16 protein-coding genes are annotated in these 22,424 nt (G+C 68.8%); 5 read left to right on the forward strand and 11 right to left on the reverse strand.

Annotation, left to right across the window (positions count from 1 at the left end; all coding sequences use genetic code 11):
* Positions 1-10 precede the first annotated feature (10 nt).
* From mrdA to AC1EJR_RS07110, 4 genes are all read right to left on the reverse strand, one after another.
* Positions 11-2,386: a penicillin-binding protein 2 gene (gene mrdA, locus AC1EJR_RS07095; RefSeq protein WP_477112764.1), complete on the reverse strand. Its 2,376-nt coding sequence runs from the start codon at positions 2,384-2,386 to the stop codon at positions 11-13.
* Between the two features lie 85 nt (positions 2,387-2,471).
* Positions 2,472-2,984, reverse strand: coding sequence for a rod shape-determining protein MreD (mreD, locus tag AC1EJR_RS07100; RefSeq protein WP_092291236.1), 513 nt, complete (start codon positions 2,982-2,984; stop codon positions 2,472-2,474).
* Positions 2,981-3,952: a rod shape-determining protein MreC gene (mreC, locus tag AC1EJR_RS07105; RefSeq protein ID WP_092291234.1), complete on the reverse strand. Its 972-nt coding sequence runs from the start codon at positions 3,950-3,952 to the stop codon at positions 2,981-2,983. The genes mreD and mreC overlap by 4 nt, the downstream gene beginning before the upstream one ends.
* Before the next feature lie 127 nt (positions 3,953-4,079).
* Entirely contained in the window at positions 4,080-5,123 is a 1,044-nt protein-coding gene (locus AC1EJR_RS07110) for a rod shape-determining protein (protein WP_011296266.1), read from the reverse strand.
* A 767-nt stretch (positions 5,124-5,890) separates the two neighbouring features.
* On the opposite strand from AC1EJR_RS07110, the gene gatC reads away from it, so the two are divergent.
* The 5 genes from gatC to gatB all read left to right on the forward strand — a co-directional run bounded on the left by gatC (position 5,891) and on the right by gatB (position 10,834).
* Positions 5,891-6,190, forward strand: coding sequence for an Asp-tRNA(Asn)/Glu-tRNA(Gln) amidotransferase subunit GatC (gene gatC / locus AC1EJR_RS07115; protein ID WP_477112765.1), 300 nt, complete (start codon positions 5,891-5,893; stop codon positions 6,188-6,190).
* A 60-nt stretch (positions 6,191-6,250) separates the two neighbouring features.
* Positions 6,251-7,750 carry an Asp-tRNA(Asn)/Glu-tRNA(Gln) amidotransferase subunit GatA gene (gene gatA / locus AC1EJR_RS07120; RefSeq protein WP_441591484.1) on the forward strand — a complete coding sequence of 500 codons (1,500 nt, stop codon included), beginning with the start codon at positions 6,251-6,253 and terminating at the stop codon, positions 7,748-7,750.
* A complete protein-coding gene (locus tag AC1EJR_RS07125) occupies positions 7,750-8,214 on the forward strand; it encodes a hypothetical protein (protein WP_441591485.1) in 465 nt (154 codons plus the stop codon). Before gatA ends, AC1EJR_RS07125 begins: the two co-directional genes overlap by 1 nt.
* A 76-nt stretch (positions 8,215-8,290) precedes the next feature.
* On the forward strand, positions 8,291-9,319 hold the full coding sequence (locus AC1EJR_RS07130; RefSeq protein ID WP_177219854.1) for a dienelactone hydrolase family protein: 1,029 nt from the start codon (positions 8,291-8,293) through the stop codon (positions 9,317-9,319).
* A 60-nt stretch (positions 9,320-9,379) separates the two neighbouring features.
* Positions 9,380-10,834 carry an Asp-tRNA(Asn)/Glu-tRNA(Gln) amidotransferase subunit GatB gene (gene gatB, locus AC1EJR_RS07135; protein WP_477146931.1) on the forward strand — a complete coding sequence of 485 codons (1,455 nt, stop codon included), beginning with the start codon at positions 9,380-9,382 and terminating at the stop codon, positions 10,832-10,834.
* A 128-nt stretch (positions 10,835-10,962) separates the two neighbouring features.
* On the opposite strand, the gene AC1EJR_RS07140 is transcribed toward gatB, so the two are convergent.
* The 7 genes from AC1EJR_RS07140 to AC1EJR_RS07170 all read right to left on the reverse strand — a co-directional run bounded on the left by AC1EJR_RS07140 (position 10,963) and on the right by AC1EJR_RS07170 (position 22,374).
* Positions 10,963-12,078: a hypothetical protein gene (locus AC1EJR_RS07140; protein ID WP_477146932.1), complete on the reverse strand. Its 1,116-nt coding sequence runs from the start codon at positions 12,076-12,078 to the stop codon at positions 10,963-10,965.
* Positions 12,079-12,201: 123 nt separating this feature from the next.
* On the reverse strand, positions 12,202-13,095 hold the full coding sequence (locus AC1EJR_RS07145) for a hypothetical protein (RefSeq protein ID WP_477146933.1): 894 nt from the start codon (positions 13,093-13,095) through the stop codon (positions 12,202-12,204).
* A 145-nt stretch (positions 13,096-13,240) separates the two neighbouring features.
* Positions 13,241-14,116 carry a hypothetical protein gene (locus AC1EJR_RS07150; protein WP_092291218.1) on the reverse strand — a complete coding sequence of 292 codons (876 nt, stop codon included), beginning with the start codon at positions 14,114-14,116 and terminating at the stop codon, positions 13,241-13,243.
* 103 nt (positions 14,117-14,219) lie between these two features.
* A complete protein-coding gene (locus tag AC1EJR_RS07155; RefSeq protein WP_477146934.1) occupies positions 14,220-15,086 on the reverse strand; it encodes a hypothetical protein in 867 nt (288 codons plus the stop codon).
* Positions 15,087-15,220: 134 nt separating this feature from the next.
* Positions 15,221-16,171, reverse strand: a complete 951-nt coding sequence (locus AC1EJR_RS07160; RefSeq protein ID WP_477112767.1) for a transglutaminase family protein — start codon at positions 16,169-16,171, stop codon at positions 15,221-15,223.
* On the reverse strand, positions 16,168-18,804 hold the full coding sequence (locus AC1EJR_RS07165) for a circularly permuted type 2 ATP-grasp protein (RefSeq protein ID WP_477146935.1): 2,637 nt from the start codon (positions 18,802-18,804) through the stop codon (positions 16,168-16,170). Before AC1EJR_RS07165 ends, AC1EJR_RS07160 begins: the two co-directional genes overlap by 4 nt.
* 30 nt (positions 18,805-18,834) lie before the next feature.
* A complete protein-coding gene (locus AC1EJR_RS07170; RefSeq protein WP_477146936.1) occupies positions 18,835-22,374 on the reverse strand; it encodes a transglutaminase family protein in 3,540 nt (1,179 codons plus the stop codon).
* Between the last annotated feature and the right edge of the window lie 50 nt (positions 22,375-22,424).

Here is a 22,424-nt window from a genome sequence, read left to right on the forward strand (position 1 = left end):
CCCGTCTCCTTTACTCTGAAGCATTGTTACGGGGGGCGGGTGCCGTCGTGCTGACCGGCCGGACGCGTGGCTTGGCCGGCGCAGGCGCCGAGGCGGGTGCGGGGCGCGCGGCGGGTGCCGGGACCGGCACCGGAGCCGGCGCGGCCGGCTTGCTGTGGCCAAGCGCCTGGAGCATCCGTTCGTCGAGCGTGGCCACGGCCGAGGCCGGCGCGATGGCGGCCGGGTCAAGCTGGGCGGCGATCGATTCCGACGCGCCGCGCGCGCCGGCGCCCGATGCCACGGTGGCGCCGGAAGCCCCCGCCAGGGCTGCACTCGCCCCCGCAGCACTGGCGTCCGCGCCCGAGGCCGCGCTCACCGGCGCATTGGCCATCACCGTGGCCGTCGCCACGTTCGCCGTCAGGCCGGTGGTGAACACGCTCGGCGTGTCCACCGGCGGCTTGCCGCCCGCGCGCTCGCGCTCGGCCGACGGCGGCGCGTTGGCCTGCAACTCCTCGGGCCACTTGCCGAGCAGGTAGTAATCCATCACCTTCCGCGCGATCGGCGCCGCCACGGCCGCGCCGAAGCCGGCGTTCTCGACGATCAGCGCCAGCGCGATCTTCGGGTTGTCCGCCGGCGCGAACGCGGTATAGAGCGAGTGGTCGCGCTTTCGCTCGTCGATGGCATGGTGGTTGTACTTCTCGCCCTTGGCCAGCGTGTAGGTCTGCGCCGTGCCGGTCTTGCCGGCCGATTCGTAGGCCGCGCCCGCGAACACGCGCGCGGCAGTGCCCGAGTGCGTCACGGCCACCATGGCCTTCTTGATCACGTCGATATCGGCCTGCTTGAGCGGAATCCGATAGCTTTCCTTGGGCACGGTCAGCGTCCGCTGGCGCGAGACCGAATCCTCCACCGCCTTCACCAGGTGGGGCTTCATCGCCGCGCCATTGTTGACGATGATCGACACCGCATTGGCCAGTTGCAGGATCGTGAAGCTGTTGTAGCCCTGCCCGATGCCCAGCGAGATGGTCTCGCCGTCATACCACTTCTGCTGCTCGGGCTTGCGGTACGCCTTGCGCTTCCACTCGGTGGACGGCAGGATGCCGCGGCTTTCGCCCTCGATGTCGATACCCGTGATCTGGCCGAACCCGAGCGGCTTCATGAAGTCGTGGATGCCGTTGACGCCCATGTCGCGCGCCAGCGCGTAGTAATAGGTGTCGCAGGACTGCACGATGGACGCCTGCATGTCCACCCAGCCGTGGCCGCCCGGCTTGTCGTCGCGGAAGGTGTGGTTGCCCAGCGTGAAGAAGCCCGGATCGTGCATGCCCCAGGCGGCCGTGCGCTTGCCGATGGTCAGCGCCGCCAGCGCCATGAACGGCTTGTAGGTTGAGCCGGGCGGATAGGTGCCGCGCAGCGGGCGGTTCAGCAGCGGCTTGTCCGGCGAGCTGTTGAGTTCGTCCCAGGTCTTCGAGTCGATGCCTTCCACGAACAGGTTCGGGTCGTAGGTCGGCTTGGAGACGAAGGCCAGGATGTCGCCCGTGGCCGGCTCGATCGCCACCAGCGCGCCGCGCCGGTCGCCAAACAGCTGCTCGGCCAGTTGCTGGAGGCGGATGTCCAGCGACAGGATCAGGTTGTTGCCCGGCGTGGCCGGCGAGGTGGACAGCGTGCGGATCGGCCGCCCGCCCGCGCTCACTTCCACTTCCTCGAAGCCGGTCAGCCCGTGCAGTTCGGCCTCGTAGCTCTGCTCCAGGCCGATCTTGCCGATGTAGTTGGTGCCCTTGTAGTTGTCGGCGTCCTTGCGCGGATCGTACTTGGCGCCCTCGGCGTCGTTGGCCTCGTCCATCGCATCGATCCGCTCCTGGTCGCGCTGCGAGATGCGCCCCAGGTAGCCGATCACGTGGCTGGCCGATTCGCCGAGCGGGTACTGGCGGAACAGCCGCGCGCGCACATCCACGCCGGGAAAACGGAAGCGCTGGGCGGAGAACTTGGCGACTTCCTCGTCGGAAAGCTGGCTGCGGATCGGCAGGCTTTCGAAGCTGCGCGATTCCTCCAGCAGCCGCTTGAAGCGGCGACGGTCACGCGGCTGGATATCGACAAGTGACGAAAGCGACTCAATCGTGTTGTCGAGGGTATCGGTCAGCTTCGACGGCGTGATTTCCAGCGTGTAGGCCGAATAGTTGCGCGCCAGGATCACGCCGTTGCGGTCCATGATGATGCCGCGATTGGGCTCGATCGGCGCCACCGAGATCCGGTTGTCCTCGGCCTTGGCCGAGTACTGGTCGTGCTTGTACCACTGCAGCCACAGGAAGCGGGTGAACAGCAGCCCGAAGCAGATCACCGTAAACAGGGCGGCAGCCGCCACGCGGATGCGGAAGCGGCCGATTTCCAGTTCGACGTTGCGGATTTCGGTCATGGCGGTACTGCGGCGGCGGGTTCGGCGTGGGCGGTGGCCCGGGCGGCTCTATATAGATAGATCCGGCCCGGGAAGGCTGGATCGGCTAAATCGGTCGGGTTTCGTCGACGTCGTGCGAACGCCGCTGTGGCGCCAACAGCACACTGGTGGCCAGCGGCCACAGCAGCGCCTCGATGCAGGGCGCCAGCAGCAGTTGCCAGCCCGGCAGGGGCGCGCCCATGGCCAGGCGGATCACCACCGGCACGGCGTGGACGATAAACAGCAGCGGCAGCACGTGCAGCGCCTGGGTATAAACCGAGAACCACAGCACGCGGCGATGGATCGTGATGGCGAAGTAGGCCAGCAGCGTGTAGGCCATGGCGTGCTCGCCCAGCAGGCGGGCATCGTGCACATCCATCAGCAGGCCGAGCAGGAAGGCCACGCCCATGCCGACCTTGCGCGGCTGGTGGATGTTCCAGAACACCAGCACCAGCGCCACCATGTCCGGAATCCAGAGCGTGGTGCCCCACGGCATCAGGTTGAACAGGAAGGCGACGATGAACGTCACCGCGATGAACGCGGGGTTGACCGGGCGCAGCAGATACTGGGGATTGGTCACCGTGCGGGCTCCGTGGCAGCGGGTTTATCGCCGTTTTTCTCTGCCGATTTCTCGGCACCGGCGCGGGCCGCCGCCGAACGCGCACCGCGCTCGGCCTTCTGCGGCTTGTCCTCGTCCTGCGGACGCGGTCCCAGCCCGGACTCGTAACGCACCACCAGCAACTGTCGGTGCGAGCGCACGCCAGCCACCGGCTCGCAGTACACGCGCGAGAAGGCGGTATCGGCCTTGCGTTCGATATGGGAGATCTTCGCCACCGGCAGGCCGGGCGGATAGGTCCCGTCCAGGCCGGATGTGACGAGAAGGTCTCCTTGCTGGAGATCGGCCGAGGCCGCCATGAAGCGCAGGTCGAGCTGCCCGGCACGCGAGCCGCCAAAGGCCACGCTGCGCAGCCCGTTACGCACCACCTGGACCGGAATCGCCTGATCCTTGTCGGTCAGCAGCGTCACTTCGGACTGGAGCGGCGAGACCCGCGTGATCTGGCCGATCACGCCGCGTTCGTCGATCACCGGATAGCCGGCGCGCAGGCCCTGCACGCTGCCCCGGTCGATCACGATGCGCTGGCTGTACGGGTCGCGGGCGTCATAGAGGATCTCCGCCGCCACCACCGGCGTGGCCGATTGCTGGGTCAGATTCAGCAGCTTGCGCAGCTGGTTGTTCTCGGCCTCGAGCTGGGCCTGGCGCACGGCGGCGCTGGCCTGCTCCACGGCGCTGCGGCGCAGCTCGCGGTTCTCGTTGGCCAGCGTGACGGACGACTGGGCATAGTCAAAGACGCCGCGCAGCGCATCGCGCGGCACCAGGACCGCGCGTTCCACCGGCATCAGCACGGTGGCGGCAACCTGGCGCGCGACGCGCATGGCGTCGAAGCGGGCATCGACCACGAGCAGCGTCAGCGCGATGGTCACGAAAATGACCAGCCGCGCCACGGCGGACGTGCCTTGCTTGAAGAGCGGCGGTGGGGAGTAATCCATTTACCCGTGCGCAGGCGAAGTCATCCCGCCGGGGGCGGCGGGAAGGGGCGGAAATCTCGTGGCGCACGCGCCGGCGCAGCCTGCTGGGGCCGGCATGCCGCGTGTCGCCACGTTGCGGTTCCTGTTCTTACTCGTACGAGAAGATGCTGCCGAGCTTGTCCATGCGCTCGAGCGCCATGCCGGAGCCGCGCACCACGCAGGTCAGCGGGTCTTCGGCCACCAGCACCGGCAGGCCGGTTTCCTCGGCCAGCAGGCGGTCCAGGTCGCGCAGCAGCGCGCCGCCACCGGTCAGCATCATGCCGCGCTCGGCGATGTCGGCACCCAGTTCCGGGGGCGTCTGCTCGAGGGCGATCTTCACGGCGGACACGATCTGGTTCAGCGGATCGGTCAGGGCTTCGAGGATTTCGTTCGACGAGACCGTGAATGCACGCGGAATGCCTTCGGACAGGTTGCGGCCCTTGACTTCCATCTCGCGCACTTCGGACCCCGGGAATGCCGAGCCGATTTCCTTCTTGATGGCTTCGGCGGTCTGTTCGCCGATCAGCATGCCGTAGTTGCGGCGGATGTAGTTGACGATGGCTTCGTCGAACTTGTCACCGCCCACGCGCACCGAACCCTTGTAGACCATGCCGCCCAGCGAGATGATGCCCACCTCGGTGGTACCGCCGCCGATGTCCACCACCATCGAGCCCGACGGCTCCGACACCGGCAGCCCGGCGCCGATCGCGGCCGACATCGGCTCCTCGATCAGGTACACCTGGCTGGCGCCGGCGCCCAGCGCCGATTCGCGGATGGCACGGCGTTCCACCTGGGTGGAGCCGCACGGCACGCAGATGATGATCCGGGGGCTCGGGCGCAGCAGCTTCGAGTCATGGACCATCTTGATGAACTGCTTGAGCATCTGCTCGGTCACGGTGAAGTCGGCGATCACGCCGTCCTTCATCGGGCGGATGGCCTCGATATTGCCCGGCACCTTGCCCAGCATCTGCTTGGCTTCCTTGCCGACCGCCTGGATCGTCTTCTTGGCGTTGGGGCCGCCTTCCTGACGGATGGCCACGACCGACGGCTCGTCCAGGACGATGCCCTTGTCGCGCATATAGATCAGGGTGTTGGCGGTGCCCAGGTCGATGGCCAGGTCGTTGGAGAAATAGCTGCGGAGAAATCCGAACATCAGGAATCCTGTCTTTTGTTGGCTCGCGAGTATGCGAAACGGCCGGCGCCGTCTTCGGCCCGGCCAGGTATACGTTTGCAAGGGTGATGGTTCACGGTTCCCCCGGTGCGCTGCGGCCCGTACCGGCAAGCCGGTACGCCCCGGTGCCGACGGCGAGGGGCGCATGCCCGCCCGGTCATCGGCGATCCGCAACCGGCGCAACCTGCACGCCGGACCTACGGGAACCTTTGATTAGACTCTGCGCGAAAGTTCGCCGCCAGATGCGCCGGACAGGTCGGAAAATCGCCTGAMGATGGCAGAAGCCTAATCGGAGGAACCTGATTGTGAAGTGTGAAACTGCGATGAAAACCAGCCGTTAATCGCGGACTCGCCGCCGGGCCGTGCCTTTATCGTTCGCCAATCGTTTCCTGCTCTGTTGCAGTCCTGCGACGCTCGCGCGCCGCATGCCCCGGGCGGCTGCCCTGCCCGGCACTCATGGTACGTGCCAGCAGTGGCGACGGCATCACCGGCGCAGCCGCCGGCGTGACCCGTGACCTGCCTGGAACCCGCCATTTGGCGCGCCATGTGAAGTCCGCGTTGCGGGAGGCCTGCAGCGCGTAATGATACCTTATAATCCACGCTGTTTCGGGGCGTCAGCGCCCGGAAAAACTTGTAACGAAACGATCCCGGGGGCGCCCCCGGACCCCGCTCCGGGCGTCCTGCCCGCCACCCGACCGCAACATCCCCAGTCCGATGGACTGAACCCGGCGCCCGCGCCGCATCACGCCATGGCTCTCGCACTCTCCGACGTCAAGCGCATCGCGCACCTGGCCCGCATCGAAACCAGCGATGCCGAGGCCGCGCAGACGCTCGCCCAACTGAACAACTTCTTCTCGCTGGTGGAGCAGATGCAGGCGGTGGACACCACCGGCATCCAGCCGCTGGCGCACCCGCTCTCCGCCGTGCGCGACATCGCCCAGCGCCTGCGCGAGGATGCCGTGACCGAGACCGACCGCCGCGAAGACTACCAGCGCCCGGCCCCGGCCACCGAACGCGGCCTCTACCTGGTGCCGAAGGTCATCGAGTGACGCCCGGGCCCACCCGCCCGGCCCGCCGCCCCTGACCGCCACCGCAGACACCAGACCAACATGTCCTTTTCCGCTGATTCCGTGACTTCCCTGCGCCAGATCGCCGATGCCCTGGCGGCGCGCACCGTTTCCGCCGAGGAACTCGCGCGCGACTACCTCGCCCGCATCGAGGCCGCGCGCGACCTGAACGCCTTCGTCGACATCAACGCCGACCTCACCCTGGAGCAGGCCCGTGCCGCCGATGCGCGCCGCGCCCAGGGCCAGGCCACGCCGCTGACCGGCGTGCCCATCGCCCACAAGGACGTCTTCGTGACGCGCGGCTGGGCCTCCACGGCCGGCTCGAAGATGCTGGCCGGCTACCAGAGCCCGTTCGACGCCACCGTGGTGGAGCGCCTCGCCGCCGCCGGCATGGTCACGCTGGGCAAGACCAACATGGACGAATTCGCGATGGGTTCGTCGAACGAGAACTCGTATTTCGGCATCGTGCGCAACCCGTGGGACAAGCAGCGCGTGCCGGGCGGCTCCTCGGGCGGTTCCGCCGCCGCGGTGGCCGCAGGGCTGGCCCCGGCCGCCACCGGCACCGACACCGGCGGCTCGATCCGCCAGCCGGCGTCGTTCTCGGGCATCACCGGCATCAAGCCGACCTACGGCCGCGTCTCGCGCTACGGCATGATCGCGTTCGCTTCGTCGCTCGACCAGGGCGGCCCGATGGCGCGCTCGGCCGAGGACTGCGCGCTGCTGCTCAACGCCATGGCCGGTTTCGATCCGAAGGATTCCACCAGCCTCACGCCCGCCCAGGGCGGCGTGGACGAGGACTTCACGCGCCATCTGGGCCAGCCGCGCGCCGGCGCCAGCGCCGACCAACCGCTGGCCGGCCTGCGCATCGGCCTGCCGCGCGAGTACTTTGGCGCGGGCCTGTCCGCCGACGTGGAAGCCGCCGTGCGCGGCGCGCTGGCCGAGTACGAGAAGCTCGGCGCGACGCTGGTCGACGTGACCCTGCCCAAGACCGAGCTGTCGATCCCGGTGTACTACGTGATTGCACCGGCCGAGGCGTCGAGCAACCTGTCGCGCTTCGACGGCGTGCGCTACGGCCACCGCGCGGCCGAGTACAGCGACCTGCTCGACATGTACAAGAAGTCCCGCGCCGAAGGCTTCGGCGCCGAGGTCAAGCGCCGCATCATGGTGGGCACCTACGTGCTGTCGCACGGTTATTACGACGCCTATTACCTGCAGGCGCAGAAGATCCGCCGCATCATCGCCGACGATTTCCAGCGCGCCTTCAGCCAGTGCGACGTGATCATGGGCCCGGTGGCGCCCACGGTGGCCTGGAAGCTCGGCGAGAAGACCGCCGACCCGGTGCAGATGTACCTGGCCGACATCTTCACGCTCTCCACCAGCCTCGCCGGCCTGCCCGGCATGAGCGTGCCGTGCGGCACCGGTCAGGACAATATGCCCGTCGGCCTGCAGCTCATCGGCAACTATTTCGACGAAGCGCGCCTGCTGCAGGTGGCCCATGCGTTCCAGCAGGCCACCGACTGGCACCTGCGCCGCCCGGCCTGATGACGATGCACGACAAGCGCCTGCTACGCCTCTTTGTCGCGATGGCCCTCGCCGTGGTGCTGGCCGGCTGCTCGCTGCCCTTCGGCGGGCGCTCCACGCCCATCGCCGCGCGGGACATCGACCTGAACGGCGACTGCCGCCGCACCGAGGAAGACGGTTTCCGCGAGGACGCCCAGCTACGCGTGGTGGACAACGCCGTGCAGCAGTTGCAGTGGAAGCTGTGGGTCGGCAAGCGCGGCTCGTGCAGCTTCAATCTGGCCGACTTCCGACAGGTGCGCAAAACGCCACATATCGAGCTGCGCGCCAACGATGGCAGCGCCTGCAAGCTGATGGTCTGGCAGGACCCGCGCCGCGTGACGCTGGCGCACGCAAGCTGCCAGTCGCACTGCACGCCCGGCATCTATGAAGAAGCGTGGCCGGTGATGTTCGAGCCGGACTCGGGCGCCTGCGCCCGCACGCGATAACGTAACTATCATGCCGCCACGCCGCCCACGCTCATCCTTCGCCGCCGGGGTTCTGCCCGGGATTCTGCCCGGCGTTATGCCTCGGGCGCGGCGCTGGCTGCGCGCGGGTTTTGCGATGATGACGGTGGCGGCGGTGCCGGCCTGGAGCACGGTCTCGGCGCCGCAAGCGCCGATTTCGGCCTCCAGTGCGCCTGCTGTGGCGGCTTCTGTGGCGGCCTCGGCAGCCACCTCCACGTCGGCCGCCCCGGCGCCCATCGTCCAGCGCGTACGGCTGGCGGGCGATGCCGGCATGCCGACGCTCCCCGCCTACTGGTTCCTGCCCCGCGACAGCGGCCAGCCAAGGTCGCAGCCGCTGCCGGTGGTCGTGGCGCTGCACGGCTGCGGTGGGCTTGAAGACACGCATCGCGTGGCACGGCGCACCGGCTCCATCGACGAAATCCTCGACCCGGCCGGCGCCCTGCAGGCCCGCTACCGCGAGTACGCCCACTGGCTGACCGAGCGCGGCTACGCCGTGCTGATGCCGGACAGCTTCGGCCCGCGCGGCCGCATCACCAGCGGCTGCGGCGACACGCCGGACGCGCGCGGCATCGACGACAAGACGCGCCGCGCCGACGCCCTGGCCGCGCTGCGCTGGGTGGCCCGCCAGCCCGGCGTCGACCCGCGCCGCATCGTGCTGCTGGGCTGGTCGAACGGCGCGCAGGCGGTGCTGGCCGCCATCGACGCCAGCCGCCCGTGGCCGGCCGGCACGCCTGCCGTGGAGCGCGCCGTGGCCTTCTACCCGGCCTGCAAGCGCGTGGTGCGGCAGCACAATTTCAAGCTGCGCGCGCCGGTGCTGATGATGATTGGCGGCGCGGACGACTGGACCCCGGCCACGCGCTGCGCGATGCTCCAGAACGCGGTGCTGGCCCGCCAGCCCGATGCGCGCTTCCGGCTGGAGATCTACCCGGGCGCCTATCATGGCTTCGACGGCACCAGCGAGCTGCACGGCCGGCGCGACGCCTCCCGGCGCACCCCGGGCGGCGATACCGCCAGCGGCGGCGACGCCCTGGCGCGTGTGGCCGCGCTCGCCCAACTCGATTCGTGGCTGTTGAACCCCGCGCCCTGAAAAACGCCGGGTCCGGCCTGATATAGAACAGAACAGAAGACTTAAACCAGGAATACCGCCATGCAATGGGAAGTGGTGATCGGCCTGGAGACGCATACGCAGCTCTCCACCGCCTCGAAGATTTTTTCCGGCACCTCCACCGCGTTCGGGGCCGAACCCAACACGCAGGCCTCGCCCGTGGATCTGGCGCTGCCGGGCGTGCTGCCCGTGCTGAACAAGGGCGCCGTCGAGCGCGCCATCGAGTTCGGGCTGTCCATCGGCGCCCATATCGCGCCGCGCAGCATCTTCGCGCGCAAGAACTACTTCTACCCTGACCTGCCGAAGGGTTACCAGATCAGCCAGTACGAGATCCCGGTCGTCCAGGGCGGCACCATCACGATCCAGGTGGAAGGACGGCAGGGCGTCTACGAGAAGACCGTGAACCTGACCCGCGCCCACCTTGAGGAGGATGCGGGCAAGTCGCTGCACGAGGACTTCGCCAACATGACCGGCATCGACCTGAACCGCGCCGGCACGCCGCTGCTGGAGATCGTGACGGAGCCAGACATGCGCAGCTCGGCCGAGGCCGTGGCCTATGCCAAGGCATTGCACTCGCTCGTGGTGTGGCTCGGCATCTGCGACGGCAACATGCAGGAAGGCAGCTTCCGGTGCGACGCCAACGTCTCGGTGCGCCCAGTCGGCCAGAAGGAATTCGGCACCCGCCGCGAAATCAAGAACCTGAACTCGTTCCGCTTCCTGCAGCAGGCGATCGACTACGAAGTGCAGTGGCAGATCAACGAGATCGAGGACGGCCGCAAGATCGTCCAGGCCACCGTGCTGTTCGACCCGGACACCGGCGAGACGCGCGCGATGCGCACCAAGGAAGACGCGCACGACTACCGCTACTTCCCCGATCCGGACCTGATGCCGCTCGAKATCGACAGCGAGTGGGTCGAGCGCGTGCGCGCCGGCCTGCCCGAGCTGCCGGCGGCGATGCAGGCGCGCTTCGTCTCGCAATACGGCCTCTCGGCCTACGATGCGAGCACGCTCACGGCCACCAAGTCCCTCGCCGCGTACTTCGAGGCTGTGGTGACCGAAGCCGGCGTGGCCAGCGCCAAGCCGGCGGCCAACTGGCTGATGGGCGACGTGGCGTCGCAACTGAACCGCGAAGGCATGGCCATCGACGACGCCCCGGTGCGCCCGGCGCAACTGGCCAGGCTGCTGGCGCGCATCGCCGACGGCACGGTGTCCAACAACACAGCCAAGAAGGACGTCTTCCCGGCGATGTGGGCCGGCGAGTCCGGCGGCGACGCCGACGCGATCATCGCCGCCAAGGGTCTCAAGCAGATGTCCGATACCGGCGAACTCGAGAAGATCATCGACGACGTGCTGGCCGCCAACGCCAAGTCGGTCGAAGAGTTCCGCGCCGGCAAGGAAAAGGCGTTCAACGCACTGGTCGGCCAGGCCATGAAGGCCACCAAGGGCAAGGCCAACCCGGCCCAGGTCAACGAACTGCTCAAGAAAAAGCTCGGCTGACCCGCCCTCGGCGTCATCCGAGCCATCTGGCGAAAGAAGCCGGTCCGCGCAAGCGGCCGGCTTTTTTGTTGGGCGCCCCTGAGCACCCCTAAGCACCCCTAAGCACCCCTAAGCACCCCTAAGCACCCCTAAGCCCCCCGCAGCGCCCGCTCCAGCGCCACGATGCGCGCCTCGAGGTCGTGCAGGCGGCGCTCGCGCGAGGCGAGGGCTTCCCGCATCTGGGCGATGGGCGCGCTCAGTTGCCCCACGGTGGCCGCGTCGGTCGGCGCGGTGCCCGGCGCGACGTTGATGATCTGGCGCTGCAGGGTGTCGGTGCCGACCGAGACCGTCAGGTCGCGGTCGCAGTACGAGGCCGTGCCGAGCGCCACGCCGTGCGCTGCCGCCGCGCGGCTGCCGTGCCCGAGCGCCACCGCGAACTCGGTGCTGGCGACGGCGTCGGTGCCCACGGCGACCGCGCCGGTATTGGTGGCCTGCGCCATCRGCCCCACGGCGATGGCCGTCGCGCCGGAGGCTTCCGATCGCTGGCCCAGCGCCACGCTTTTGTGACCGGATGCCACCGCGGCCATCCCCACCGCCGTGGTGCCGCCCACCTGGAAGCTGTCCGCGCCGGACGCCACGGCATTGCCGCCGATGGCGACGCTCCACGCGTAGGCGGCCTGCGCTTTTTCGCCGATCGCGACCGAGCGGCTGCCATAGGCATAGGTATCGCAGCCCAGTGCGACCGAGCCGGCGTCCACGGGGTCCCGCGCGGCGACATCGGCACGGGCATTCAGGCCAATGGCCACGCCGGGCCCCGACTCGCTGACCGTCGCCCCTTGGCCCAGCACGACACTGCCGACCCCGGTGGCGACGGTATCCGCGCCGATGGCGATGGCGTTGCTGCCGKGTGCCGAGGCGGCCGTCCCGCTGGCGTTCACCTGCACATACTTGAGGCCGGTCTTGCCCGAGGCGAGGTCATCCACCGTCTGCGACAGCGCGGCGATGTCCTGCGCATTGCCAGCGACGTCGGCCTCCGTGTCGGCCAGCTGGCTGCCCGTGATGGCGTCGCTGCTGCCGGGGCTCACATCGCCGGGCCGGAGCCCCGTGACCAATGTCGATGGCAGCGTAGCGCGGCTCTTGCTCTTGTCGTCATAGGCCAGGTAGGGCGCACCGCCGCCACCGCCGCCGCCACCGCCACCGCCACGATTGCCGTTGGCGGACGATGGATGGTTCCCTGCTTCGGGCTCAGTCTKAGGAATTGCCATGAAGGGCTCCTGGAATCKGGTTGATCAGAACCACGGCAAGGGCGCATACACGGCCCGTGCCGTCGCCATGGTCGCTACCCGATCTCCAGAAGTACATGGATCCAAAGGCCGCCCGCCCCCCGACTACGAACGCCCCGCCGCCCGCTCCAGCGCCGCGATGCGCGCTTCGAGCTGGCGCAGCGTTGCGATGCGGGCCTCGAGGTTGCCCAGGCGCCGGGCCACTTTCGGGTTGACCTGCAGGGCCGCGTCCTTGAGTTGCGCGACGGTCACGGCGTCGTCGTCCTGCTCGCCCGGTAACACATGGGTGATGTAGCGGCCATTGTCCGCCGTGCCGACGGACACCGCGTATTCGCGGTCGCAGACGGAAGACGCGCCGAGCGCCACGCTGCCGTAGGCGCTCACCTCCGCATACTCGCCGATGGCGGTGGCGTGGTGGTTGTTGGCGATGGCGCCGCGCCCGATGCCGATGGTGCCGTAGCCGTACACGTTCGCGCTGGCTCCGATCGCCACGGCCGCCTGGCTTTGGGCGCTGGCGGCGGAGCCGACGGACACGCTCTGGTCGCCCCCCGCGAAGGMATCGGCGCCCACCGCCACGGCGGCGGAGGCAGCGGTGGCCTGGGCATCGCCGCCGATGGCGATGTTGTCCGTGTAGCCCGCATTGGCGTTGCCGCCGATCGCCACGGCCTTGTCGCCCCATGCCGTGGCGTCGCTGCCCAGTACCACCACGCCGTCGCCGGGCGAGTCCGCCCCGACCTGCGCCTGGGAGCCGATGACCACGCCCCGGCCCGCGGCGCCGAACACGGCGCCCTCGCCCACCACAACGCTCCCCGAGCCCGCCGCCACGGCGGAGGGTCCGATGGCCACGGCTTCCTGGCCACTGGCCTCGCTATCGGGACCCTTGCTGTTGGCGTGGAAGTACTTGGCGTTCTTGTCGTTCTTTCCGACTGCGCTCAGTGCCTGGAACTGTTCCCGGGTCAGGTACTGATTGCTTGCGATATCCGTCTGGGCGTTGCTCATCGAAGGTCTCCTGAAGTTGACGTTGGCCAGCGAGGCCATGTTTTCACGCCGTACTTCGGAAAACCATGGATCGGACAAACCCAGCCTAATCCATCGGCACCACGCTCACCTCCACCTCCACCTCCACCGTGTGCTCGCTCCCGTACTACCTGTGGCGCACCGCACGCTCCAGCACCGCGAGGCGCGCCTCGAGTTCAACCAGCTGCTGGTTTGCCTTGAAGAGCTGGCTGCCTGCCACCGCATCCGTGCTCTGCAGGCTCTGCTCAGCGGGTCGCAACCCCGCAACTTTTACCGATTGCAGCGTAAGCCGGGTCTTGCTCCTGTCGTCGTAGAGCACCAGCGCGCTCTCCACTTCCCCGCGCGCATTCACGGACAGGCCCGCCTCCTTTAACTGGCCGACMGTGGCGGCATCATCATCCTCCTGCCCCGCCGCAACACGTGCGATGAAGCGACGGGTGCTGTCATTGCCGACAGATACTGTCTGCGCGCGATCGGTCGTGGAAGCGCAACCCAGCACCACACTCTGGGCGCCATTCACGGTCGCCTTCGCGCCGATGGCCACTGCTGAATCACTGTCAACGAGGGCCAGATCGCCGATAGCAATCCCCTTGTTACCACTGGCGCTCACCGTCGCCAGACACCCGGCCGCAACCGCTCCATAAGCGTTGGTATAGGCGTAATAGCCGATGGCAGTGGTGCATATGGCATATCCCTGGGCATACGCACCCACATACACCGAGCCCGGATAGTCCGCGCCGATTGTTCCCGCCGCGTGGCCGACAGCGACGCATTCCTCGGAATCCACCTCGGCGTGACTGGCAATCGCCACCGACTCTATGCCATTGGCCTGACTGTCCGGACCGGTGCTGTTGACTGCAAAATACGTAATACCGTCGTCTTGCAGCGCAATGGCGTCAACCCGTTCCCGTAGCGCATGGAACTGTTGCAGGGTGACATACTGGCCCGGGCGGTCCCTGTCCGAGGCGTTGGCCCTAGCCTGGACATCAGTCTGATTGCTCATTGCGTTCTCCATCAGCTGCCGCGACGGACAGCGCCCCATCCTGAGTAAGATTGCCGTGTGACCGCACCATGTGCTCAAGCCACCCGGGGCCATTCCTGCACGACTACCTGTCGCGCACCGCACGCTCCAGCGCCGCGAGGCGCGCCTCGAGTTCGACCAGCCGCTGATTTGCCTTGAAGAGCTGGCTGCCCGTTACCGCTTCTGTGCTCTGCGCGCTCAGTTCAGCGGGACGCAATCCCKACACTCTTACCAACGGCAGCGTCAGCCTCGTCTTGTTCCTGTCGTCGTACAGCACCAGCGCACGCTCCACTTCGCCGCGCGCATTCACGGGCAGGCCAGCCTCCTTCAACTGGCCGATTGTGGCGACATCATCATCCTCCTGCCCCGCCGCAACACGGGCGATGAAGCGGAGCGCGCTGTCATTGCCTACGGACACCGTCTGCGCGCGATCGGTCGTGGAACCAGCGCCTATCGCCACACTCTGCTCGCCGCTCGCCGTGGCACTCGCGCCGATGGCCAATGCTGAATCACCGGCAACGATGGCTGTGTTGCCGATACTGATCCCCTTGTTAGCAACGGGGTCCACTATCGCGGCAGACCCGATCGCAACCGCTCCATAAGCCTGAGCGAGCGTGTCAAAGCCTATGGAGGTGCTGCACGTTTCGCTGGCTGAGGAATACGCCCCCACACACACCGAGCCCTGGCCAGATCCGGTAGCCAGGTAGCCGACTGCAACAGATTCTTCGGAATTTGCGGAGGCACCGCTGGCAATCGCCACCGACTCGCTGCCATTGGCCTGACTATCCGCGCCGGTGCTGTTGACTGTGAAATACATAATGCCGTCGTCTGTCAGCGCAATAGCGTCAACCCGTTTCCGTAGCGCATTGAATTGTTGCTGGGTGACATACTCACCCTGCAAGGCCCTCCCCGGAAGATTTCGCCTTGCTTCGATCGCGGTGCGATGGGTCATTGCAGTTCTCCGAAAGGTGCCATTGGTGGACGGCGCGCATCATGGCGCCACAACGTCCAGGACGCCACCATGTTCCGCGGTCCCTCTCCTGAAGTACATGGATCCCCGGGTAGATGATGCGCGGGCGCCGCCGATCACTCCACTGGCACCACGCTCACCTCCACCTCCACCGTGTGCTCGCCCCCGCCCACGATGACGCCGTGCAGCAGGGGCACGTCGCTGTAGTCGCGCGCGATGGCCAGGGTGACGTGGCGGGTGTCGGCCAGCATGGCGTTGGTCGGGTCGAGATCGACCCAGCCGTTCCCGGGGCACCAGACGCCGGCCCAGGCGTGCGAGGCATCGGCGCCCAGCAGGCGCGGCTCGCCCGGCGGCGGGTCGGTGCGGAGATAGCCGCTGACATAGCGCCCGGGCAGCCCGAGCGAGCGCAGGCAGCCGATCATCACCTGGGCGAAGTCCTGGCACACGCCGCTGCGCAGCGCGAAGGCCTCCAGCGCGGGCGTGTGGACCTCGGTGATCTCGGCGTGATACTCGAAATCGGCGTGGATGCGGTGCATCAGGTCGATGGCGCCAGCCACCACGCTCACCCCGGGCGTAAAGCTGCGCCGGGCGTAGTCGCGCAGGTCCGCGTGCAGCGCCACATTGGGCGAGGCGAAGACGAACTCGGCCTCGGGATCGAACGGCTGGCCGGCGCGGTAGCGCAGCCGTTGCGCGGCCTTCTCCCACGGCGGGCTGCGGGCCGGGTCGAGCGTGGCCCAGCGCGGCGTCAGCGTGACCGTGCTGGCCGTGGTCAGCCGCATGGTCTCGTGCGGCACGTCGAGCATGAAATGAAGCACGTTGTTGCCGAAGGCATCGGTGCGCACGTGATGGTGCGAGGGCTGCGGATCGATGTCGGTGCAGTGCGCGCTCACGGCCTGCCACGGGTAGGACGGCGGCGTGACCACGGCGCGCTGCTGCGCGTGCTCCACGGGCCAGGCGTATTGGTAGGTGGTGACGTGGTGCACGCTCAGGGTGGCCGGGGCGTCGGCCTCCGGCGTCGGCGCCGGGGTGGCCGGCGGCTTGGCGGCGGGCACGGGATGCACGCTCATGGCAGGTCCGTTTCCGGCGCCACGCCGGCATGGCTGAAGTACCGGCCGCCGATTTCATCGGACAGCTTGGCCATGCGCGCGCCGAGCTGGTCGCACAGCGCGGCCAGCGTGGCATGGCGGCCCTCGTCATCGGTGGCGCACAGCACCGTGCGCGACGGCAGCGCGCTGGCCGGCGGCAGCAGTTCCGCCAGCGGTACGCGGGCCTGGCCCGTGGCGCCGGTCGGCAACTGCACCAGCTTCTCGCGCAGGCGGTCCAGCACGCCGTAGAGGCCGCGCGGGTTGGTGGCGTCCAGCACGAGCAGGTCCACCAGCGCCGGCACGTCGGTCCGGCCCGGGAACAGCGAGCGGTAGGTCAGCGTGCTGTCGAACAGGTGCAGCAGCAGGTCGAAGCCACTGCGCGAGCGCAGCGCGCCACTGCGCTCGGCCACCTCCAGGAACAGCGCCAGCGTGGAGACGCGCTCGATATGACGGCCGATGAACACCAGCCGCCACGCTTCGTCGCGCGACATGCGGTCGCCCTGCGCGCCGCTGATCGCCCCGAGCTGCATCGACAGTTGCTCGAGCGCGACCAGCACCCGGGAGCGGTCGTACGAGCCCTCGCCGCTGGCCGAGCCGGCCGGGCACGCGGCGGCGGCCATCGCGTCATGGAAGTCGTTGCGGGCGGCCAGGATGGTGCGCCAGTGGTCGTTCGAGAGCCGGTTGCGGATCTCGTTGGCGGCGCGGGCGTGACTGGCCAGCGTCTGCACCACGCCGGCGCTCCCGCTGGCATCGGCCAGCGCGGACACCAGGCTGCGCTCGAACACCCGCAGCGACGCCTGCGGCGACGGCGTCTGGGCCGGCACCAGGCCGAACCACTGCGCCAATTGGCTGATCATGTTCAGCGTGCCGTCGTCGGTTTCATCGTTCGATTCGATCGATCCGAGGATCTGCCGGCACAGGCGCACGGTGTTCTCGGCGCGCTCCGCGTAGCGGCCGGCCCAGTACAGGTTCTCGGCGGCGCGGCTGGAGACGGCCAGCGGGCGCGAGGCGGGCGCCCCCGCCAGCCCGCTGCGCGCGGCCAGTGGCACGGCGCCCGAGGTCTGGCTGGAGAGCACCCAGGTGTCGGCGCTGGTGCCGCCCAGCTGCATCGACACCGCCTCCAGCCGGGGCGGCGCCAGTCGCATGAATCCGCCCGGCATGACCTGCCAGCCGCCGTTGCCATCGGCGATGGCGAACACGCGCAGCATGGACGCCCGCGAGCCAATCCGCCCGCCACCGCGCCCGTCCGGCTCCCAGCACGGCGTGTGCGAAAGCGGCAGCGGCGCCTGCAGCGTGTAGCGGTCCGGCGTCTCGGCGATGCGCGCGCGCMAGTCTTCCAGCGGCTGCAGCCCGCGCTCCATGCCCAGGCGCGGCTCGCCCGGCACGCGCGGATAGGTCGGCATGACGAAGGCCTCGGTCAGCGTCGACATGGCCTCGTCCTGCGCGGCGGCCTCGCCGCACCACCAGCTCGACACCGCAGGCAGGATCAGCGTCTCCCCGAGCAACGCGCGGGCGATGCCCGGCAGGAAGCCGTGGATCGCCGGCGACTCCAGGAAACCCGCGCCCGGCACGTTCGACACCATCACGTTGCCCGCCCGCATCGCCTCCAGCAGCCCCGGCACGCCGATGGTGGAGTCGCTGCGCAGCTCCAGCGGGTCGCAGAACACGTCGTCCAGCCGGCGCAGGATCACGTCCACGCGCTCCAGCCCGCCGAACGTCTTCAGGTAGACCATGTCGTTGCGCACGGTCAGGTCCTTGCCTTCCACCAGCGTGATGCCGAGGTAGCGCGCCAGGAAGGTGTGCTCGAAGTAGGTCTCGTTGAACGGCCCCGGCGACAGCAGCACGATGTGCAGCCCGCCGCTCGACGGCAGCGACGTGCCTTCATCCGCCCCCGCCACCAGCGGCGCGTGGGCCAGCGTGGAGATCAGCTGGGCGAAGGCCGGCGGCAGGCGCCGCACGCGCATCTCGCGGAAGGCATCGGCGAACTGGCCCGAGATGATCAGCCGGTTCTCCAGCGCGTAGCCCATGCCCGACGGGGTTTCCGTGCGATGGGCGATGACGGTCCAGCCATCGTCGGTATGGACGAGGTCGATCGCCATGGTCTGGAGGAAGCTGCCGCCGGGCGGCTGGTAGCCCTTGAGGGGCCGCATGTAGCCGGGATGGCCGTAGACCAGCCCCGGCGGCAGCAGGCCGCGCGTGAGCAGTGTCTGGGGGCCGTAGATGTCGGCCATGATGGCGTTGGCGAGCGTGGCGCGCTGGGCTGCGCCGGCCTCGATCACGGCCCAGTCCTCCTCGGCGATCAGGAACGGCAGCAATTCGAGTTGCCACGCCCGCGCGCCGCCGCCCTGGTCGGCATAGACGTTATAGGTCACGCCGTTGTCGCGGATCTGGCGCGCCACTGCCGCCGCGCGCGCCGCCAGCGCGTCCGGGCTCAGGTTGCCCAGGTCGCCCTGCTCGCCCAGTTCCGAGAAGAAGCGCGCCCAGGGCGCGCGCAGCGTGCCGTCCGGCAGGCGCAGCTCGTCCAGATGGCCGGACGGCACGGGCAGGGCCAGCCGGCTCGCCATGGCAGCCGGGCTGTCCGATCCGTCGAGGGGAAGCGACGACTGCAAGGGCACGGGGAGGGGTCTCCGGGGGAGGGTGTCGGGCTAGATCTGCCGCAAATCGAGCGTAAAGGGAAATTCGAGGCTGCGTTCCACCGGCGGCGCCACGGACCGCCCCGGCGTATGGCCGATGGTGAAGAAACGGGCCAGCCGCCGGCTTTCGGCCTCGTAGGCGTTCACCGGGAATGTCTGGTAATTACGGCCGCCGGGGTGGGAAACATGATACTGACATCCCCCTACGCTGCGATCCATCCACGTATCCACCACGTCGAAGGTCAGCGGGGCATGGGAGCCGATGGTCGGATGCAGCGACGACGGCGGCGCCCAGGCGCGGTAGCGCACGCCTGCCACGTACTCGCCGGCGCGCCCGGTGGGCTGGAGCGGGATGGTCCGGCCGTTCACCGTCACCACATGGCGGGTCTCGTTCATGCCGAGCACGCGCACCTCCAGCCGCTCCACCGACGAATCGACATAGCGCACCGTGCCGCCCGCCGCGCCCTCCTCGCCCATCACGTGCCACGGCTCCAGCGCCGCGCGCAGTTGCAGCGAGAGCCCGGCCGCCTCGGCCTCCACCTCGCCCACGCGCGGGAAGCGGAACTCGAAGTGCGGCGCAAACCACGCGGACTCGAACACGAAGCCGGCGCTGCGCATCTCGGCCAGCACGTCCTCCAGATCCATMTGCACGAAGGTGCCGAGCATGAAGCGGTCGTGCAGCGCCGTGCCCCAGCGCGTGAGCCGCGCGGTATAGGGCGTGCGCCAGAAACGGGCGACCATCGCCCGCAGCAGCAGTTGCTGCACCAGGCTCATGCGTGCGTGCGGCGGCATTTCGAAGGCGCGCAGCTCCAGCAGGCCGAGCCGGCCCGTGGCGCCATCGGGGGAATAGAGCTTGTCGATACAGAACTCGGATCGATGCGTATTACCCGTCACATCGGCAAGCAGGTTGCGCAGTGCCCGGTCGATCAGCCATGGCGGGGTGTGGCCATCGCCGGCGCCTTCGTGCAGCGCCACCTGCCGACGCAGTTCCGCGAAGGCGATCTCCAGTTCGTAGAGCTGGTCGTTACGGGCCTCGTCCACGCGCGGCGCCTGGCTGGTCGGGCCGATGAACAGGCCCGAGAACAGGTAGGACAGCGCGGGATGGTTGTGCCAGTAGGCGATCAGGCTGGCCAGCACGTCAGGCCGGCGCAGGAAGGGGCTGTCCGCCGGCGTGGCACCGCCGAGCACGAAGTGGTTGCCGCCGCCGGTGCCGGTGTGGCGCCCATCGAGCATGAACTTGTCGGTGGAAAGGTGCGTCTCGTGCGCGGCCTGGTAGAGGAACTCGGTGTGATCCACCAGTTCCGCCCAGTTGCTGGCCGGATGGATGTTGACCTCGATCACGCCCGGGTCCGGGGTGACCTGGAGCAGCTTCAGGCGCGGATCGCGCGGCGGCGGGTAGCCTTCCATCACGATCTTCATGCCGAGTTCGGCCGCCGTGGCTTCCACCTCGGCCACCAGCGCGAGGTAGTCCTCGAGCACGGTCAGCGGCGGCATGAAGACATAGAGGATGCCGCGCTTGTCGCCCATCGCCTTCAACTCGACGGCCGGGCCGGCCGCGCGGCTGGGATGGCGCACTTCCACGCAGAGCGCGGTACGGATGATGTCCGCCGCCGACTCGCCAAGCGCGGGCGGGCGGGTGAAGGCCGGGGCCAGGCCCGCTGCGTCGGCCGTGGCGACCGGTGCGGGTGCTGGCTCCGCTGGTGTTGCGGGCCCGGACGGTGCCGGGGCGACGGCCTCGCCGCGCGCCTGGGCGCGCCGAACCGCCATGGCGGCCGGACCCAGCCCGGTCGGTTCGAGCGACAGCCCGCCGGCCGGCGCCGGCAACTGGCTGCGCAGCGGTGTAGTGGCCGGCAGCGGGGCGCGCGGGGCGAAGGGGTCCTGATCGAACTGCCACGGGTAGTCGGCCTCGGACACCCACGGCAGGGCGTCGAGCGGCAGCCGGTAACCCATCGGCGAATCGCCGGGCAGCAGATACATGCGGTCATCGCGCAGGAACCACGGGCCGGTAATCCATGCGGCGTCATTGCGCGACGGCGGCTCCTGCGTGGCGCGGGCCAGCGGCAGCACGTAGCCGGTGACGCGCGACAGGCCGCCTTCGAACACCCGGCGCAGGCGGGCGCGCTCCATGGCGTCTTCCAGCCGCGCCTCGTGCGGATCGACGTTGACCGGCAGGCTGCGCTCGCGCCACAGGTAGTACCAGACGTCCTCGTAGCCGGGCAGGATGAAATGCGAAGCCAGGCCGAGCCGGGCGGTCAGGGTTTCCATGAAGCGCCGGGCGTCGGCGTCGGTGTAGGCGTCCGGCTCGCGCTCATCGGCGAACAGCGCCGGGTTCTCCCAGCACGGCACGCCATCGGTACGCCAGCAGATCGACAGCGCCCAGCGCGGCAACTGCTCGCCCGGATACCACTTGCCCTGGCCGAAGTGCAGGAAGCCACCCTCGCCATATTGCGCGCGCAGCTTCTGCACCAGTTCGGTGGCCAGCCCGCGCTTGGTGGGGCCGAGCGCGTCGGTGTTCCATTCGGCGCCCTCGCGGTCGCGCGCAGCGACGAAGGTGGGCTCCCCGCCCATCGTCAGGCGCACGTCCATCTGCTCCAGCGTCCGGTCGACGGCTGCGCCGGCCGCATCGACGGCCATCCATTGCGCCTCGGTATAGGGCTTGGTCACGCGCGGGGACTCATAGATTCGCGTGATCGACATATGGTGTTCGAAGGAGACCTCGCACTCGTCCACCGCCCCGCTCACCGGCGAGGCGCCGCTGGGCTCCGGCGTGCAGGCTAGCGGGATGTGGCCCTCCCCGGCCAGCAGCCCGGAGGTGGGGTCCAGCCCGATCCAGCCGGCGCCGGGCAGGTAGACCTCGCACCAGGCATGGAGGTCGGTGAAATCGGTCTCGGCGCCTACCGGGCCATCGACGGCCTTCACGTCGGGCGTCAGCTGCAGCAGGTAACCCGATACGAAACGCGCCGCCAGCCCAAGATGGCGCAGCGTCTGCACCAATAGCCAGCCGGTGTCCCGGCACGAGCCGGAGGCGTTCTCCAGCGTGGTCTCGGGCGTCTGCACCCCCGGTTCCATGCGGATCAGGTAGCGGATGTCGTGCTGGAGGCGCTGGTTCAGGGCCACCAGGAAGTCCAGCGTGGCGGTGGGCGTCCGGTCGATGCTGGCCACGAAGGCCGCCAGGCGGGGGGTCAGCTCGCCGCGCACCAGATAGGGGGCGAGGTCGTGCCCGAGGCTGGCGTCGTAGTCGAACGGGAATGTCTCGGCCGATGGCTCCAGGAAGAAATCGAACGGGTTGTAGACAGCCATTTCCGCCACGAGGTCCACCGTGACCTTGAAGCTGGTGGTCTTCTCGGGGATGACCAGGCGGGCGAGGTAGTTGGAAAACGGGTCCTGCTGCCAGTTCACGAAGTGCTGCGCGGGCTCGATGCGCAGGGAATAGGACAGGATCGGGGTCCGGCAATGCGGCGCGGGGCGCAGCCGCACGACTTGCGGTGACAGATTCACCGGGCGGTCGTAGCGGTAATGCGTGACATGGTTCAGCGCAACGTGCGTAGCCACTACAACCTCCCAGGGGTGCGGTGAATCGTCAGTAATGCGTCAGTGAATCG

This window comes from Cupriavidus sp. 05T42, assembly GCF_056396345.1.